Below are 16,125 nucleotides of genomic sequence, written 5' to 3' on the forward strand. Positions count from 1 at the left end.
TCGGGTGTCAGGGTGTGGCGACCGCCGCGCGGGAGCGGTCCGTGGCGATCCGGACGGCCAACGCGGCGAGGGCCGTCCCGGTCACCCACCGCTGCACCCGCAGCCACACCGGCCGGCGCGCGAAGAAGCCGGCCAGCGCCCCGGCGCTGAGCACGATCAGCGCGTTCACGCTCAACGCGACGGCGATCTGGGTCAGGCCCAGCAGCAGACTCTGCATCGCCAGGTGCCCCCGCGCCGGGTCGATGAACTGCGGTAGCAGCGACACGTAGAGGATGGCGATCTTCGGGTTCAGCAGGTTGGTGATCAGGCCCATGGTGAACAGCTTCCGGGGCGGGTCCGGCGGCAGCGGGGTGGGCGCGAACGGCGAGTGGCCGCCCGGGCGCAGCGTCCGCCAGGCCAGCCACAGCAGATAGCCGGCCCCGGCCAGCTTCACCACCGCGTACAGCGTCGGCACCAGGACGAAGACCGCGGCCAGGCCGGCGACCGCCGCGACCAGGTAGACGCCGAACCCGGCCGCCACCCCGAGCAGCGAGATCAGCCCGGCCCGGCGGCCCTGCGCCACCGAGCGGGACACCAGGTAGACCATGTTCGGGCCGGGCGTGAGCACCAGCCCCAACGCCACCAGCGTGATGCCCAGCAGTGCACCCGTACTCACCACGACGCTTCCCCCGTTCGGTAGTCCCCACACCGACCGTAATCGGGATGAAAATCCCAACCCAGGGCCACCTGGCAGGCCGTGGCCTGCGATCCGGGGTGATCCATCCGCGTTCGGCGCAACGTCAGCACCGTCGGCGGGAATGCTCGCCGTGGCGGGCGCGCTGACCCCTGGCAAGTGCGTGTCGCCGGCCGGAGGCGGCGCGTTACGGTGGCCAGGGAGGTGCCGCACGGTGACCGAGGCGTGGGAAGCGTCAGTGGAGGCGAAGATCCAGGATGCCGTTCAGCGCGGCGAGTTCGACGACCTGCCCGGCATGGGCAAGCCGATCCCCGGTCGGGGGGCGCCGTACGACGAGGCGTGGTGGATCAAGAGCTTCCTGGAGCGCGAGGCGCTCCCCAGTGACCTGCTCCTGCCCACGTCACTGCAACTGCGCCGACGCATCGAGCAGGTCCCCGACGAGATCCGAGACCTGCCCACCGAGCAGTCCGTCCGCGACTTCGTGGGGCAGTTGAACGCGCAGATCGTGTCGTGGCTGCGCTTCCCCGACGACGGCCCCCGGGTCGCGGTGCGCCCGGTGAACACCGAGGACGTGGTCCGCCGCTGGCGCGCCGAACGGGCCCGCCCCAAGGTCACCTCGACCGCCACCGAACCGGCGACCGTTCCGACACCGTCGCGCGGGCCCCGCCGCAGCTGGTGGCGGCGGTGGCGCCGACGGGGCTGACCCCCGGCCACGACCACGGCAGACTGTGCCGATGCTGATCGAATCGCGGTCACCCGACACGCCCTCGACGCCGGGAGTCGCGCTGCGTCCCTGGTGCGCCGACGACCTGGATGAGCTGGTGCGGGCGTACCGGGATCCGATCCTGCGCCGCTGGACCAGAGCTCCGGTGACCACCGCCGCCGAGGCACGACGGTGGCTGGACGGCGCACAGCGGGACTGGGCCGACGGCCGGCGGTACACCTTCGCCGTCGTCGAAGAGCAGACCGACGGCGTTCGGCTGGTGGGGAACGTGGTGCTCAAGGGGGTCACGCCGCAGCGCCCGGCTCCGGAGGTGGGCTACTGGACGGCGTCGTGGGCACGCGGCCGCGGCGTCGCCCCTCGCGCGGTCACCGCGCTGAGCCGCTGGGCGTTCGACCGGTTCCCCGAGGTGACGCGTCTCGACCTGCTGCACCAGGTGGACAACGTCGCGTCCTGCCGGGTGGCGCAGAAGTCCGGCTTCGTGTTCCAGGAGATCCTGCCGGCCCGGCCGCCCTTCCCACTCGACGGTCACCGCCACACACTCGACGCCGGCTAGCCAGCCGTCCGAACCTGCCGCGAACGGATCCGAACAGGTCCGAACGCCTGCTCCCGGCCTCGAGCGCGTGAACGCCGATACGGTCTGGGCCGAGCGCCCAGACGACCGCCGGCGCGGGAGGGGACGGGGCGAGGTGACCGAGCGCGCCGCGACGTACGCCGAGGTGTTCGCGGTACGCGAGTACCGCCATCTGTTCGGTGCGTACCTGCTGTCCCTGGCCGGCGACCAGCTCACGGCCGTGACCGTGGCGTATCTCGTCTTCAGCGAAACCGGCTCGGCCGCGCTGGCGGCGGCCGCCTACGCCAGTTCCTACCTGGCCTGGCTCACCGGCGGACCGCTGCTGTCCGGTCTGGCCGACTGGTTCCCCCGGCGAGGCGTGATGATCGCGTGCGATCTTGGTCGCGCGGCGCTCATCCCGCTGGCGGCGCTGCCGGCCCTCCCCGCGCCGGCCCTGGTGGTGCTGCTCTTCGTGGTCAACCTGATGCGGCCACCGTTCGTGGCGGCGCGGGCGGCGTTGATGCCGGAGGTGCTCGATGGCGACCGCTACGCCGTGGCCAACGGCGTGGACAACATCTGCGCTCAGGTCGTGCAGGTGGTCGGCTTCGCCGTCGGGGGGAGTCTGGTGGCGTTGCTGTCGCTGCGCGGCGCCCTGCTGGTGGATGCCGGCACCTTCCTGGTCTCGGCTCTCCTGATCGGGATCGGCGTGCGTTCCCGCCCCGCGCCTCGACCGCCGTCGCGTCCGACCGGCCAGGGCCGGGCGGTCGGGCTGCGGGTCGTCTTCGCCGATCCCCGGCTGCGGTCCTACGTTCTGGTCCTGTGGACGGCGAGCGCCTTCACCTACGCGGCCGAGGGGCTGATGGCGCCGCTGGCCCGACAGTACGGCGGCGGGGCCGGCACTGTCGGACTGTTGCTGGCGGCGGCGCCGTTGGGGATGGCCATCGGCGGGGTCGCGCTCACCCGGTTCTGTCCACCGGCGGCCCGGCCACGGCTCATCCTGCCGCTGGCCGCGATGTCGGCCGGCGTGCTGACAGTGGCCTGGCTCATCCCTCCGCTGTGGATGATGCTCCTGCTGTTGGCGCTGGCTGGCGCCGCGAGCGCCTTCGCCATCCCCCTGAACGCGTTGTTCGGCCGGGCGGTGCCGACGCAGTACCGGGGACGCGCGTTCGGGGTGGCCATCACCGGTCTCAGTGGCCTGCAGGGGACGGCGATGGTCCTCGCAGGTCTGGCCACCGACCGGTGGGCGGCCACCACGGTGATCGGGTTCAGCGGATTGTCGGGCGCGGTGGCGGTTCTCGCTGTCATGCCGCTGTGGCCACGGCGACCCGACTCCAGAGCTGCGACGTCCGAGTCTCCTGTCGAGCAAACCCGAACGACTCCGAACGCCGACGTCCCTACCGCCGAAGCAGGCCGTGGCCGACGCTGAGGTCACCTGGCGGGCACGGGGGCCGTCACCGAGGGGAGAGGAGACGGGCATGCGCAGCGTTCGCAACCGTGGCATCAGCTGGACCTGACCCTGACGCTCCAACCGGGTGGTCGCCCCGACAGGCGACCACCCACCCCTCGACGCTGGTGCGAGTCAGTCGACTGCGGCGCGCCAGACCCAGGAGGTACGCCGGGCCCGGCCGGGCAGCTCGCCGCGGCCGGTCATCCAGAGCAGCACCTCGGGTGCCGCCCCGGCTGGGGCGTCCGGGAAGAGTCGCCGCAGCACCAGCGCGCTCAGCCGCTGCGGCGGCTGCCACGGCACAGCGAGGCCGAGGGTGATGTCGTGGGTGTGCAGCAGGGTCTCGGCCACGCCCATGGCGGCGAAACCGGCCGGATCGCACGGGCCCCAGTGCCAGGCCCGCGTGTCCGGCGGAGCGGCGTCGACGGCGGCGGCGAGCAGACCGGCGCAGGCCTGCACCACGGTGAGCACCTGCGTCGGGCTCGCGTCGGGTGAGACCCGCAGGTCGTACGGCAGGTAGCCGTCATCCGGGTGGCCGGTGACCTGCCCCGCGTACGCGAGGAGGTCGTGCGCGACGTGCGCCGCGGTGGTCCAGCAGCTCCAGCTCAACGAGCCGGCCGGCACCGACCAGTCGCGTTCCCGGTGTGGCAGCAGCACCCGGGTCATCTCGTCGGCTGCCTCCCGCAGGTCGGCGCCGGTCACCGCCGACATTCGCCAACCCACCGGGCAGCGCCGGGCGTGGGAATCCGGTCATGGGTAAAGGACGTCGAGGCATGCAAGAATCCATCCTCGCATGTGGGGGAGGTGAGCGGAATGCTGCCCAACCTGGTGGTGGACACGACCGTGGTGCCTCCGGCGGACAGGTTCGCCTTCTGGTATGCCCTGGTCGCCCAGGAGACGGCACCCGCGCACATCAGCAGCGGCCACCTGGACAACTTCGTCGCGTACGCGCAGGCCATCGATCTCGGCCGCATTCGGATGACCTCGCTGCGCTATCCGTCGCTGGACTCGATCCGGCCCACGACACTGGCCCGCCGAACCGAGGGGGACGTGTATCAACTCGCGCTACCACTGACGGGTCACAGCACCCTGATCCAGGACCGCACCGAGTCCACGCTGGAAGCCGGGAACCATTTCACGCTCTTGGACACCGCGCGACCGCACGTCGCCCGGCATCGCGCGGACGGCCCCGGTCTCGCCACCACGATCACGGTGCAGATACCGCACGCGTCGCTGCCCCTGGCGCCGGACCGGCTCCGCCGCCTGTTGGCCACGCCGATGCCGTCGCATCTCGGCGTCGGCGGGCTGTTGGCCCACCACCTGCAGAGCATCGCGGCGCACCCGGAGCAGTTCGAGCCCGCCCAGGCCGAGATCCTGGGCGGGGTGGCGGTGGACCTGCTCACTGCCGCGCTCGCTCAGTACCTCGACATCGAGGACACCCTGTCACCGGAGGCGCGGCAGACCGCACTGCGGGCCCGGGTCGTCGATTTCATCGACCGCCACCTTGACAGTGACGAGCTCAGCCCTCGCAGCGTCGCCGCCGCCCACCACATCTCGCCGCGGTCGCTACACCGCCTTTTCGAGGCGGAGGCGACGACGGTTGCCGAGCTCATCCGCGCCAAGCGCCTGGAGCAGTGCCGGCGTGATCTCGGCAACCCGCTGCTGCGGCAGCCGATCCAGGCCATCGCCGCCCGTTGGGGTTTCCCGGACAAGGCCCACTTCAGCCGCCTCTTCCGTGCCCACTACGGACGTTCGCCGCAGGAATACCGCACAGGCGTCTCTCGCCAGGATCGGTGACCCGCCCCGACCGACCTCGCAGGGACGCTGCGACAGCGCAACGTCAGCTCCGCGCGGGTGACCACCCGTCGGCGACGAACCGGGGGGCGTCGGGACCCTCGCCCGAGAAGAGGACGCCGTGCCGGTCCGCTGCCACGACCCGGTCGACGTAGACGCCACGTCCCTGCCCGGAGCCGTCGGTGCTGCTGCTGAACCGCAGGTGGGTGGCCTGATCGGGCAGCGCCACCGTGACCTGCCACCACACGCGACCCCCGTAGCCGGTGACCGTGCCGTCGGCGCTCCACCGGCGGGCGGCATCGCGGAGCTGCATCGTCGCCGGCGCCCAGGTCTGGCCACCGTCGGTGGAGACCTCGAATCGCGCGGTGTCGAAGCGGGGCTCGGTGTCGTACCAGAGCAGGAAGCTCGCCGTGCCGCCACGGCCGGGCCGACGCAGCGGCGCCGTGAGCGTGCTCGTCGCGGAGTCGCGTGGGTCGGCCCGCCACGCGCTGGCCGAGCGCGGCCGCACCGGCATCGCCTCGGCGAGGTCACGCGCGACGGCCCGTCGGGCGACGTTGTTGCTGCCCCAGCCCCGGTCCGGGTGCACGCGGTTGCTGAGCATGACGACGAACGAGTGGGAGAGCGGGTCGATGACGATCGACGTTCCGGTGAAGCCGGTGTGCCCGAAGGCCACCGGCGAGGAGAGCCCCATCATGTACCAGTGCTTGTTCAGCTCGAAGCCGAGCCCGCGGTCGCTCTCCGGGTAGGCCGGCTCCAGCGGCGCGTTGTAGTTGACCAGCATCGCGCGCACCGTTTCCGAGCGCAGGATCCGCCGGCCACGGTATTCGCCGCCGTTGAGCAGCGACTGGCAGAGCACGGCCAGGTCCGCGGCCGTGGAGAAGACCCCGGCGTGCCCGGCCACCCCGCCGAGCGCCCACGCGTTCTCGTCGTGGACCTCACCCCACACCATGCCGCGTCCCGCGTACGGCTGATATTCGGTCGCGGCGATCCGCGACCGCCGCTGCGGGCCGGGGTTGTAGCCGGTGTCGGTCATGCCCAGCGGCCCGGTCACGCCGTCGCGGACCAGGTCGGCCAGCGGCCGACCGGCCACCCGCTCCAGCAGGACTCCCAGCGTGATCAGCCCCAGGTCGGAGTAGACGTACTGGCCACCGGGCGTCGCCCCGGTGGCCAGCGGCGTGGCGAGCGCGGCGGCGAACCGCTCGGCCGGTGTCGGGTACCTGCTCCACAGTGGTGCGAACGCGGGCAGACCCGATGTGTGGGTGAGCAGCATCCGCACGGTCACGGTCGCCTTGCCGCCGGCGGCGAACTCCGGCACGTACCGCGCGACCGGCGTGTCCAGCTCCACCCGTCCCCGCTCCACCTGCTGCATGGCGACGATCGTGGTGAACAGTTTCGACACCGACGCCAGGTCGAAGATGGTGTCGCGCCGGGTCGGGATCTGCTGGTCGGCGGGGAGTTCCACACCGACAAGGTCGGGCGGTGGCCCCACCGCGGAGTACTTCACCGTGCTGCCCACGGCGGCGTGCTGGACGATCACGCCGTCCTTGGCGGCCAGGACCACCGCGCCGGCGTACGCCGGGTAGCCGGGGTGGTCCGGGGTCGGCTGCAGGTACGCCGCCAGGTCGGCGGGCAGGCGATCCACCTGGTCGGGAAGCAGTCCGACCTGGCGGGCGCTGCCCCGGCGCAACGTGTCGTGGCGGAACTGGAGGTCGGCGGGGGTGACGGTCGGCGGACCGGACGACGGTGTCGCGGCGGCCGCCCCGGTGGCGGGCAGCGCCGTGCCCAGGGTCACCAGAGCCAGACCGAGCGCGAGTGAGCGGAGCGGACGACGAGTCGACCTGGTCATGACCGCGCTCCTCAGTAGAGCAGGTAGGGCCGGCGTTGCCGGTTGAAGGTGGCCAACTCCTCGGCCCAGGCGCCGACGACGTCGTCCACGTCAGCTCCGGCGTCGATCTGGGTCCTCAGTCGCGGCGATCCGGTGAGCTTGTCGATCCAGTACGGGCGCACGGCGTCCCAAGAGTCGCGTCGCCAGGCGAACGCCGGGTACTTGTGCGCCTCCACGAGCATGGCCACGCCGGTGCGGATCGGGTCGTACACCGCCGGGTCGACGACCTTGACCTCGACGCCGGCGCAGAGCTTGTTGAGCAGATCCGGCTTCTGCCCGGCCGAGGTCGGCGAGAAGTACGCCTCGCGGAACTCGACGCCGGGCAGGTTCCGGGCGTTGAGCCGGTCACCCCAGTGGTGGTCGAAGTCCGTCGCCAGCCCGCCGATCAGCTCGAACGGGCGAGTCGTGCCGCGCCCTTCGGTGATCGACGCGACGCCCTCGAACAGCCCGGTGCCCGGGTAGACCAGAGCGGTGTCCGGGGTGGGCATGTTCGGGCTGGGCATCACCCACGGCACGCCGGTGTCGGCGGCGAGGGCGTCGCGCTTCCAGTGCCGGCAGCGAACCACGTGCAGGTCGACCGGTCGCCCCGCCTCGGCCAGCAGGAAGGTGGCGTTGAAGAAGCGGGCCAGCTCCCCGACGGTCATCCCGTGCTGCTGGATGATCTCCTTCAACCCCACACCCGAGGTGTACGGGCTGGTCATCATCGGCCCGTAGGCCCGCCCGCCGATCGGGTTGGGTCGGTCCAGCACGACGTAGCGTTTGCCGACTCGGGCCGCGGCGACCATCGAGGTGTACATCGTCCAGATGTAGGTGTAGAAGCGGACTCCGACGTCCTGGATGTCGAAGACCACCGTGTCCACCCCGGCCTCGGTGAACATGGCCTCCCATCGGGCCTGCGAGGCGCCGTACGCGTCGTACACCGGGATGCCGGTACGTGCGTCGACGCCGGTTCCCTCGCTGCCGCCGGCCTGGGCGGAGCCGCGGAAGCCGTGCTCGGGGCCGAACGCCGCGACCAGTCGCACCCGACCGGAGCCGTGCATCAGGTCGACGAGGTGCCGGTAGGACGCGTCGACCCCGGTCGGGTTGGACACGACGCCCACACGCTGACCGGTGAATTCGGCGAACCCGGACGACACCAGCTCGTCGAGGCCGGTGCGGACCCGACGGGCACGGGAGCCGGCCGACGCCGGTCCTGCGCCGAGCGTTCCCGCCCCCAGCGCGCCCGCGCCGACCGCGCCGATGAGGAGATTCCTCCGCTGCATGCTTGCCTCCTACCAGCTCAGGCCGTGGCCGTAGGGGTAGAGGACGGAGCCCGCCCCCTCGGCCGTGGGGATCGTGACGGGCAGCCGTCCGCTCGGGGACAACTCGCCGTGCAGCGCGCGGACGAGGGCGTCCATCGCCGCGCGGGTGTACGAGTACGTCGCCAGGTAGGTGGTGACACCCGGCAGGTAAGCGATGTCGTACGGGTCGCGGACGGCCACGACGACAACGGGTTTCCCGGTGCCGAGCAGCGCCGCGACCAGGCGCTGCTGGGTGGCTCGTGGGTCGGTGACGGCGGTGTCCCACGCCTTGTTCACGAGCACGACGGTGAGGTCGTGCTCGGCGGCCTGGCTCGCCGTGGCGGCGATCGTCGCGTCGGAGGGCAGGGTCGCCGGTCGGGCGGTGGCACGGGCACCACGTGCGGTGAATCCGGCGGCGACCGTCGTGACCGGGGCGAAGGCAGCGCTGTCCCAGCCGGTGATCAGGACCGACCGGTCGGCGTGGGGCAGGGGCAGCACTCCGGCGTCGTTGCGGACGGCGGTGAGCGTGGGGTCGGTGACCCGGGTGACGGCGGCGAGGTGCTCCGGAGCGCCGACGGTCCGCACGGCCTTCGCCACGTCGACCAGCGGGGAGCGGGCCAGTCCCTGGCGATGCTTCACGCCGAGGATGCGTCGGACCGACTCGTCGATCCGACCCTCGGTGAGCTCGCCGGTGGCGACGGCCCGCAGCACCGCGTCCCGCGCCAGCGCGAGATCCGGCGGCATCAGGAGCTGGTCGGCGCCGGCCTTGAGCGCCAGGACGGGCACCCGCTCGTCACCGTACTTCGCCCGTACACCAGCCATGTTGAGCGCGTCGGTGACGATGACGCCCCGGAAACCGAGCTCGCCACGCAGCACGCCGGTGAGGATCGTGGGCGACAAGGTCGCGGGGTCGCCGGACGGGTCGAGCGCCGGGATCACGATGTGCGCGGTCATGATCGTGTCGACACCGGCGCGGATGGCCCGCCTGAACGGAGGCGCGTCGATCCGGTCCCACTCGGCGCGGCTGTGGCTGATCACCGGGAGACCGGTGTGACTGTCGGTGGCCGTGTCGCCGTGACCGGGGAAGTGCTTCGCCGCGGCGGTCACCCCGGCCCGGTCCTGGAAACCGGTGACCTGGGCGGCGGTGAGGTCGGCCACGAGGGTGGGGTCGGCACCGAAGGACCGCACCCCGATCACCGGGTTGCCCGGGTTGACGTTGACGTCGGCGATCGGCGCGTACGGCTGTCGGATGCCGACGGCGCGCAGCTCGCGTCCAGTGACCTCCGCCGCCGTCCGGGCGGCCTGGGCCGACCGCCCCGCACCCAGCGCCATCGACCCGGGGAACTGGGCGGCGGGGGAGGGCATTCGCACCACCGCGCCCTGCTCCTGGTCGGTGGAGATGAGCAGCGGCACTTTGCCCTTTGCCCCGTCGCCGAGGGCGGCCCGCTGGAGTCCGTTGGAGAGGGTCGCGATTTGTCGGGGGCTGTCCAGGTTGTGCGACCAGGAGAAGTAGCAGACGCCGCCCAGGTGGTACCGCTCGATCACCTCGGTTGGGGTCTCCACACCGAAGGCGGCGATGTTCGCGGCCCGGTCTGTGGCGCTGGGGTTTACGGCGTCACCGCCGTAGACGTAGGTGGCGAAGAGTTGGCCGACCTTCTGCTCCAGGCTCATGTGTCGCAGCGTGGACGTCACCCAGCCGTGCTCGGCATTCGGCGGGCGCGCCGGCGTGGCGGCCTGGGCAGGGAGGGAAGCGAGGGTGGCCACCAGTGTGGCCGCCCAGGCGGTCGCGGTAACGAGTCGGGTCTGCATAGACGCCTCTCAGTCCGGGTGGCTGAAACTTAGCTACACCTCAGCCGCCCGTCAAGAAGACAACCTACAGATCGCCGTCAGGCCCCGCCGACCGTCACCGCCGGGCGTCGCTCGGGTCGTCCGCGGCGAACTCGCGGATGGCGGCGCGGATGGCCTCGCCGTACGGGTCGTCGGACAGGTGCACCAGGTGTTCGCCGGCCCGGGCCAGGTGCTCCCGGGCCTGGGCGGGGTTGCCCAGGCGCCGGTGGCAGTCGGCCAGATTCAGGTACAGCGACGGCAGGAACGCCTGGACCTGGAGCGAGGGCAGGTAACGCTGGGCGCGCTCGTCGGTCAGGTCGGACACGGCGGCCAGGGCGCGCTCGTCCCACACCAGCTCCGCTTCGGCGGTGTCCTGGAGATCGGCGAGGTAGTGGGCGAGCGTGCAGCGGTGGAAGGCGTCGCCGGTGGGGCCGATCTCGTCCCACAGTGCGGCGAGGGCGTCCCGGGCGAGAGCCTTCTGTCCTGATCGGCCGAGCTGCACCGCCGCACCGATGCGGGTCATGGTCGGGTCGGATGTCGGCTGGTTGTCCATGTCGCCGATGGTCGGGCCTCGACCCGGTCGAGGGTCAACTCAGCGGCTCGCAGGCCCGGTGCTCGTCAGGACGCATCACCGTTGGGAGACGATGGCCTCAAGCACCGAACGGACGGACGTCGGTCGACGACCGATGAGGGTTTCCAGCGTCGGGTCGGTAACGGCGAACTCTCCCCGTCGCGCTGCGCGGTACATGCCGAGGGTGAATTCGGCGGCTGCCGCGGGCATGCCATGCGCGACGGCATCGGCCTTCCACTCGTCGTCGCCGACGACCACTCGGGTGATGGCGCGGCCCGTGATCCCGGCGAGGATCCCGGCCACCGCTTCGAGGTCGAGCGCCTCCGCCGCGGTCAGCGCGGGCGTGACGCCATCGAGCAGGCCCTCCTCGACCATTGCGATGGCTGCGGCCTCGGCCAGGTCGGAATGCGCGGTCCAGGACACCGGCCCGTCCGCCGGCGCCACGAGTTGCCCGGTCTCCAGCGCCGCACCGATGGAGTGGCTGAGCGTGCTCGCATAGAACCCGTTGCGCAGTGCGGTGAAGGGAACCCCCAGGCCGGCCAGGTGTTCCTCGGCCGCGGCGTGCGTGGGCTGGGGGGCGAACAGCGAGTCCCTGGAGGCGGCCTGGTGGCTGGTGTACAGGATTCGTTTGACTCCCGCGGCCCGGGCGGCGTCGACGGCGGCGCGGTTCGCGACGAGCGCGCCAGCGCCGCGGATGGCGGCGGACACGATGAGCACCTTCTCGGCACCCTCGAAGGCGTGCTCCAGCGTGGCTGGGTCGGTGAAGTCTCCGGCGCGGACCCGGACACCGCGCTCGGCGAGGCCCGCGGCCTTGTCGACGTCGCGCACGCTCACACCCACGGCCTCGGGTGGTAGCCGGTCGAGGAGCAGGTCGACGATCTGGGACCCGAGCTGACCAGTGGCACCGGTGACGACCAACATGATGAACGCTCCTTGTTATCGATGATTCGCCTCCGACGTTAACACTGATATTTCGTAGATAACAAGGTGCTGTTAGCATCGGTTCATGGTGACGACGCAGGACACGGCATCTCGCGACGACGTCCGTTCCGGCATCGTCGCGGCAGCCACCCAACTGCTGCGTGCGAAGGGCGCGAACGCGGTGACGACGCGTGCCGTCGCTCAGGCCGCAGGAGTGCAGGCCCCGACCATCTACCGCCTGTTCGGCGACAAGGACGGCCTCATCGACGCCGTCGCCGAACATGTCATGGCCACCTATGTCAGCGGCAAGTCGGTCGCGGCGGACGTCGCGGCGGGTGACCCGGTCGCGGAGCTGCGAGCCGGATGGCGTACGCACGTGGATTTCGGCCTGGCGAACCCCGAGCTGTACGCGCTGATCGCGACGCGGGGGAGCGGCGCACCCTCACCGGCGACGGTCGCGGGCCTCGACGTGCTGCGTCGCCGCGTTCGGCGACTCGCCGCAGCCGGCCTCCTGCGGGTCGACGAGCAGCGCGCACTCTTGATGATCCACTCTGCGGGCAACGGAACCATCCTCACCCTGCTGGGAGTGCCCCCGGAGCAGCGCGACCCCGGTCTGAGCGAGGCCATGCTCGACGCTGTGCTCACCAGCATCCTGGCGACAACTCCGGCGACACCCGACACGGCCACGAACGCGGTCGCGGTGACGTTCGCGACGGTGCTGCCCGACCTCCCAGGGCTCACCGACGCCGAACGCGCGCTGATGGCCGAGTGGCTCCACCGATCGCTGACCCGCCTGCAGGACCGCTGACGGCGACAGGGCGAGCGCCGCGAACGCCGCGCGGACGAGAAGGCGTGGGCCCGTGACCATGACTGAAAATAGCTGGCGGGACGATGGTCGGGCTTGTAGCTTGCAGGTGACGTGACCCGCCCGAGGAGGTGAGACCCATGAACGATGCAGCGATGTGGGTGCTCCCCCTTCCGTCACGACCGGGCGATTGACGTAGGTGTCGCCGGGAGCGCCCCGCCAACAAGGCCCTCCCGAAAGGCAACACCCATGCGCCCTCAACAATTCACCGCCGAGCCCGCGTCTCAGACCAGGGTCGAGTCGCCGTCCACCAGTGCGGATCGCACGCCCCTCATCTTCGACGTGATCATTGTCGGGTGCGGGCCGACCGGTGCGATGCTGGCCGCCGAACTGCTGCTGCACGGCGTACGGGTCCTCGTGGTGGAGAAGGAAACCGAGCCCGCCTCGTTCGTCCGTATCGTCGGTCTGCATGTCCGCAGCCTCGAACTGCTGGCCATGCGCGGCCTGCTGGATCGCGTCCTTCCGCACGGCAGGCAGCGGCCGGCCGCTGGCTTCTTCGCGGCCATCGCCAAACCCGCACCGAAAGACCTGGATTCCGCGTACGCCTATCTGCTGGGTATCCCGCAGCCAGTCATCGTCGGCCTGCTCGAAGAGCATGCGATCGAACTGGGCGCGCAGGTTCGGCGTGGTCGCGCGGTCGTCGGCATCGAGCAGGACGACCACTGTGTGACCGTCGAGCTGACCGACGGGGAGCAACTGCGCTCGCGCTATCTCGTCGGCTGTGACGGCGGGCGCAGCACGGTGCGCAAACTGCTCGGCGTCGGCTTTCCCGGGGAGCCCGCACGGACCGAGACGCTGATGGGCGAGATGGAGGTGGGCACGCCGCAGGAGGAGATCGCCGCCACGGTGAACGCGATCCGCGAAAACCATCACCCGTTCTGGCTCCGGCCCGCAGGCAACGGGGTCTACAGCGTCGTGGTCCCCGCCGCGGGAGTCAGCGACCGTGCGGTGGCGCCCACCCTCGAGGATTTCCAACAACAGTTGCGCACCATCGCCGGAACCGATTTCGGTGTGCACTCCCCGCGCTGGTTGTCCCGCTTCGGGGACGCCACCCGGCTGGCCGACCGATACCGGGTCGGCCGCGTCCTCCTGGCCGGCGATGCCGCCCACATCCATCCGCCCATCGGGGGACAGGGCCTCAACCTGGGCGTTCAGGACGCCTTCAACCTCGGCTGGAAACTGGCCGCGCACATCCGGGGCTGGGCGCCGGAGGCTCTGCTGGACACGTACCAGGCCGAACGTCATCCGGTCGCCGCGGACGTGCTGGACAACACCCGAGCCCAGATGGAGTTGCTGTCCCCCGAACCAGGCCCGCAGGCGGTACGCAGGCTGCTCACCGAGCTGATGGACTTCGACGAGGTGAACCGCCACCTGATCGAGAAGATCACAGCGATCGACATCCGGTACGACTTCGGCGCGGGCTCCGACCTGCTCGGCCGCCGCCTGCCCGACGTCGCCGTGAAACAGGGCAACCTCTACGGTCTGCTGCATCGCGGCCGGGGCCTGCTGCTGGGCCGCACCGAACGCCTGACCGTCGGCGGCTGGTCAGACCGGGTCGATCACCTGACGGATCCCACCGCGGAGCTGGACGTCCCCTGTGTCCTGCTGCGGCCCGACGGGCACGTCGCCTGGGTCGGTGACGATCAGCAGAGCCTGGACCAACCCCTCTCCCGCTGGTTCGGCGAGCCCGCCCACTGATCGCAGGCCGGCGGCCCGACGTCGAGGAGTGTCGCCCTAGACGTACCAGCGGCGGACGGGCTCGGCGTGACCTCAGGTGCGGTTGAACCGCCAACGGGTCGCGGTGAGCCCGTCCGTGCCGTAGCCGAAAGCCCGGACCGGGGAGACCTGGTGGAAGGCGTACTCGGGTGATCCGGGCAGACTCTCGTCGTGGACCCGGCCGTCCCTGATGTCGAACGTCCAGCCGTACTTTGTGACGAAGGCGGCGGCCACCCGGCGCAGTGCGGTCCCGCCGGACACCTGGTGAACTTCAGCGCTCACCACCAGGTCGAGATCTTCGCTGCTCACCGTGATGACAGCGCGGGGGTTGCCAGCCAGGTTTCGGCTCTTACGGGAGTGCGGGCGGCTCGCAATGCACGGCGCCCCGTCGACCAGCACGACCATCACCGGCGCGGCGTGTGGCCGACCATCCGGTCCCACAGTGGACAGCCAACACTTGTGCGCCGACCGCAGGCAGGCCAACGCCTGGCTCCACGGCTTGAGTGTCGCCGCGTCGGTGTTGAAGGGTGTCGCATCCTCCTGCTGGAAGAGGAGTTCAGCGACTGGCGTGTCGACCGTCATGACGGATCCCTGGTCGTGTCGTACTCGTCGTGCAGTCGCCACCACCGGTAGGGCTGGGTTTGCGGCCAGCCTTCCGGCGAGTCCTCCCAGGTCTCCTGTCGGCCGTAGGGCGTCAGGTCGAGGAAGGTCCAGTTGCTGCCGAGCCGTTCCACGCCGCGGGCGGTGGTGGTGTAGGTGCGGAAGATCCGGTCGTCGGCGCGGAGGAAGACGTTCAGCGCGAATCCGTCACCGGTGCCCATGTCGGCGTTGAAGCTGTTGTTCAGCGACGAGTACCAGGGCAGGTCCCAACCCATTCGCCGCCGCACCGCCAGCAGGTCGTCCAGTGGGCCGTGAGACGTCAACGCGAGGGTGACGTCGCGGACGTTGAGGTGGGCCGGGTGTCCGACGTTGTCGGTGAACATCGAGCAGCCGGAGCAGACGGCGTCAATGCCGTGCCACATGAACGTGTACACGATGAGCTGGCGGCGGCCCTGGAACAGGTCGCTCAAACTGGCCGGCCCGGACGGGCCCTCGAACACGTAGTCCTGCTCGACCGGCGTCATCGGCAGCCGGCGACGCGCCGCGGCCACTGAGTCGAGCTGGCGGGTGAGTGCCTTTTCGCGTACGCGCAGGGCGTCTACCGCGTCCTGCCAGTCCCTGGTCGGCACGATCGGCGGATGGTTCATGCGGGCCTTCCTTCGGCTTCCACACGCGTGTGGAGAGGGGGGACAGGGCCAGTCCGTTCCTTAAGGGGATGGACTGATGTGACGCTAACAGAGTCAGTTCCTTGAAGGAACCACCTTTGCGTATCGTGGCGTCATGCAACGAACGCAGTTCGGCGCCATGGCGTGCTCGATCGCCCGCACCCTCGACGTCATCGGTGAGCCGTGGTCTCCGCTGATCCTGCGCGACGTCTACGCCGGCACGCACCGCTTCGAGCAACTCCAGCGGGGCCTCGGCATGTCCCGCAAGGTGCTCGCCGAACGGCTGAGCTGGCTGGTCGAACAGGGCGTCCTGACCCGGCGTGAGTATTCGGACCGGCCGGTCCGCCACGAGTACCTGCTCACCGACAAGGGCAGGGAGCTCTGCGATCTGCTGCTGGTGATGGTGCGGTGGGGTGATCGGTGGACGGCGGGCGAGGCCGGCCCGCCCGTGCTCTACCGCCACCACGCCTGCGGCAAGATCAGCCACGTGGAGCTGCGGTGCTCGGAGTGCGAAGACCCCATGCGGGCTACGGACATCGACCTGTTGCCCGGGCCTGGAGCCCAACCAGGATCCTGACCGGTCGATCGGCGGTGCCGCCGACCGTGCGAG

The 16,125-nt window shown here is 71.0% G+C and carries 16 protein-coding genes; 7 read left to right on the plus strand and 9 right to left on the minus strand.

What is annotated here, in order from left to right; translation table 11 throughout:
- Positions 1–7: 7 nt before the first annotated feature.
- The gene (locus KBX46_RS22875) at positions 8–658 is read right to left on the minus strand and encodes a LysE family translocator (protein WP_210793993.1); all 651 of its coding nucleotides are present in this window, start codon (positions 656–658) and stop codon (positions 8–10) included.
- A gap of 229 nt (positions 659–887) precedes the next feature.
- Between KBX46_RS22875 and KBX46_RS22880 the strand changes: the two genes are divergently transcribed.
- The 3 genes from KBX46_RS22880 (at position 888) to KBX46_RS22890 (ending at position 3,373) form a co-directional block, all read left to right on the plus strand.
- Positions 888–1,376: a DUF1992 domain-containing protein gene (locus KBX46_RS22880; protein ID WP_210793994.1), complete on the plus strand. Its 489-nt coding sequence runs from the start codon at positions 888–890 to the stop codon at positions 1,374–1,376.
- Positions 1,377–1,407: 31 nt separating this feature from the next.
- Complete coding sequence (locus KBX46_RS22885; RefSeq protein WP_210793995.1) at positions 1,408–1,950, plus strand: GNAT family N-acetyltransferase; 543 nt, start codon at positions 1,408–1,410, stop codon at positions 1,948–1,950.
- Positions 1,951–2,083: 133 nt separating this feature from the next.
- A complete protein-coding gene (locus KBX46_RS22890) occupies positions 2,084–3,373 on the plus strand; it encodes an MFS transporter (RefSeq protein ID WP_210793996.1) in 1,290 nt (429 codons plus the stop codon).
- Between the two features lie 153 nt (positions 3,374–3,526).
- On the opposite strand, the gene KBX46_RS22895 is transcribed toward KBX46_RS22890, so the two are convergent.
- Positions 3,527–4,102, minus strand: a complete 576-nt coding sequence (locus KBX46_RS22895; RefSeq protein WP_210793997.1) for a maleylpyruvate isomerase N-terminal domain-containing protein — start codon at positions 4,100–4,102, stop codon at positions 3,527–3,529.
- A 102-nt stretch (positions 4,103–4,204) separates the two neighbouring features.
- On the opposite strand from KBX46_RS22895, the gene KBX46_RS22900 reads away from it, so the two are divergent.
- The gene (locus KBX46_RS22900) at positions 4,205–5,188 is read left to right on the plus strand and encodes a helix-turn-helix domain-containing protein (RefSeq protein ID WP_210793998.1); all 984 of its coding nucleotides are present in this window, start codon (positions 4,205–4,207) and stop codon (positions 5,186–5,188) included.
- A gap of 43 nt (positions 5,189–5,231) precedes the next feature.
- On the opposite strand, the gene KBX46_RS22905 is transcribed toward KBX46_RS22900, so the two are convergent.
- From KBX46_RS22905 to KBX46_RS22925, 5 genes are all read right to left on the minus strand, one after another.
- Positions 5,232–7,031, minus strand: a complete 1,800-nt coding sequence (locus KBX46_RS22905; RefSeq protein ID WP_210793999.1) for a serine hydrolase domain-containing protein — start codon at positions 7,029–7,031, stop codon at positions 5,232–5,234.
- 11 nt (positions 7,032–7,042) lie between these two features.
- Positions 7,043–8,332: an exo-beta-N-acetylmuramidase NamZ domain-containing protein gene (locus KBX46_RS22910; protein WP_210794000.1), complete on the minus strand. Its 1,290-nt coding sequence runs from the start codon at positions 8,330–8,332 to the stop codon at positions 7,043–7,045.
- A gap of 9 nt (positions 8,333–8,341) precedes the next feature.
- Positions 8,342–10,159, minus strand: coding sequence for a glycoside hydrolase family 3 protein (locus KBX46_RS22915; RefSeq protein ID WP_210794001.1), 1,818 nt, complete (start codon positions 10,157–10,159; stop codon positions 8,342–8,344).
- A gap of 94 nt (positions 10,160–10,253) precedes the next feature.
- Positions 10,254–10,730 carry a hypothetical protein gene (locus tag KBX46_RS22920; protein ID WP_210794002.1) on the minus strand — a complete coding sequence of 159 codons (477 nt, stop codon included), beginning with the start codon at positions 10,728–10,730 and terminating at the stop codon, positions 10,254–10,256.
- Between the two features lie 75 nt (positions 10,731–10,805).
- The gene (locus KBX46_RS22925; RefSeq protein WP_210794003.1) at positions 10,806–11,669 is read right to left on the minus strand and encodes an NAD(P)H-binding protein; all 864 of its coding nucleotides are present in this window, start codon (positions 11,667–11,669) and stop codon (positions 10,806–10,808) included.
- 85 nt (positions 11,670–11,754) lie between these two features.
- Between KBX46_RS22925 and KBX46_RS22930 the strand changes: the two genes are divergently transcribed.
- A complete protein-coding gene (locus KBX46_RS22930) occupies positions 11,755–12,477 on the plus strand; it encodes a TetR/AcrR family transcriptional regulator (RefSeq protein ID WP_210794004.1) in 723 nt (240 codons plus the stop codon).
- A 330-nt stretch (positions 12,478–12,807) separates the two neighbouring features.
- Positions 12,808–14,232 (plus strand): rifampin monooxygenase, encoded by a 1,425-nt coding sequence (gene rox, locus KBX46_RS22935; protein ID WP_210794077.1) that lies wholly within the window; start codon positions 12,808–12,810, stop codon positions 14,230–14,232.
- A 72-nt stretch (positions 14,233–14,304) separates the two neighbouring features.
- Here rox and KBX46_RS22940 read toward each other — a convergent pair whose 3' ends face one another.
- Positions 14,305–14,832, minus strand: a complete 528-nt coding sequence (locus KBX46_RS22940; protein ID WP_210794005.1) for a pyridoxamine 5'-phosphate oxidase family protein — start codon at positions 14,830–14,832, stop codon at positions 14,305–14,307.
- Positions 14,829–15,497, minus strand: a complete 669-nt coding sequence (locus tag KBX46_RS22945) for a DUF899 domain-containing protein (RefSeq protein WP_210794006.1) — start codon at positions 15,495–15,497, stop codon at positions 14,829–14,831. Before KBX46_RS22945 ends, KBX46_RS22940 begins: the two co-directional genes overlap by 4 nt.
- Positions 15,498–15,630: 133 nt before the next feature.
- On the opposite strand from KBX46_RS22945, the gene KBX46_RS22950 reads away from it, so the two are divergent.
- Positions 15,631–16,092: a helix-turn-helix domain-containing protein gene (locus tag KBX46_RS22950; RefSeq protein ID WP_210794007.1), complete on the plus strand. Its 462-nt coding sequence runs from the start codon at positions 15,631–15,633 to the stop codon at positions 16,090–16,092.
- Positions 16,093–16,125 lie beyond the last annotated feature (33 nt).

This window comes from Micromonospora sp. C81, assembly GCF_018070425.1.
Classification (GTDB): Bacteria; Actinomycetota; Actinomycetes; order Mycobacteriales; family Micromonosporaceae; genus Micromonospora; species Micromonospora zamorensis.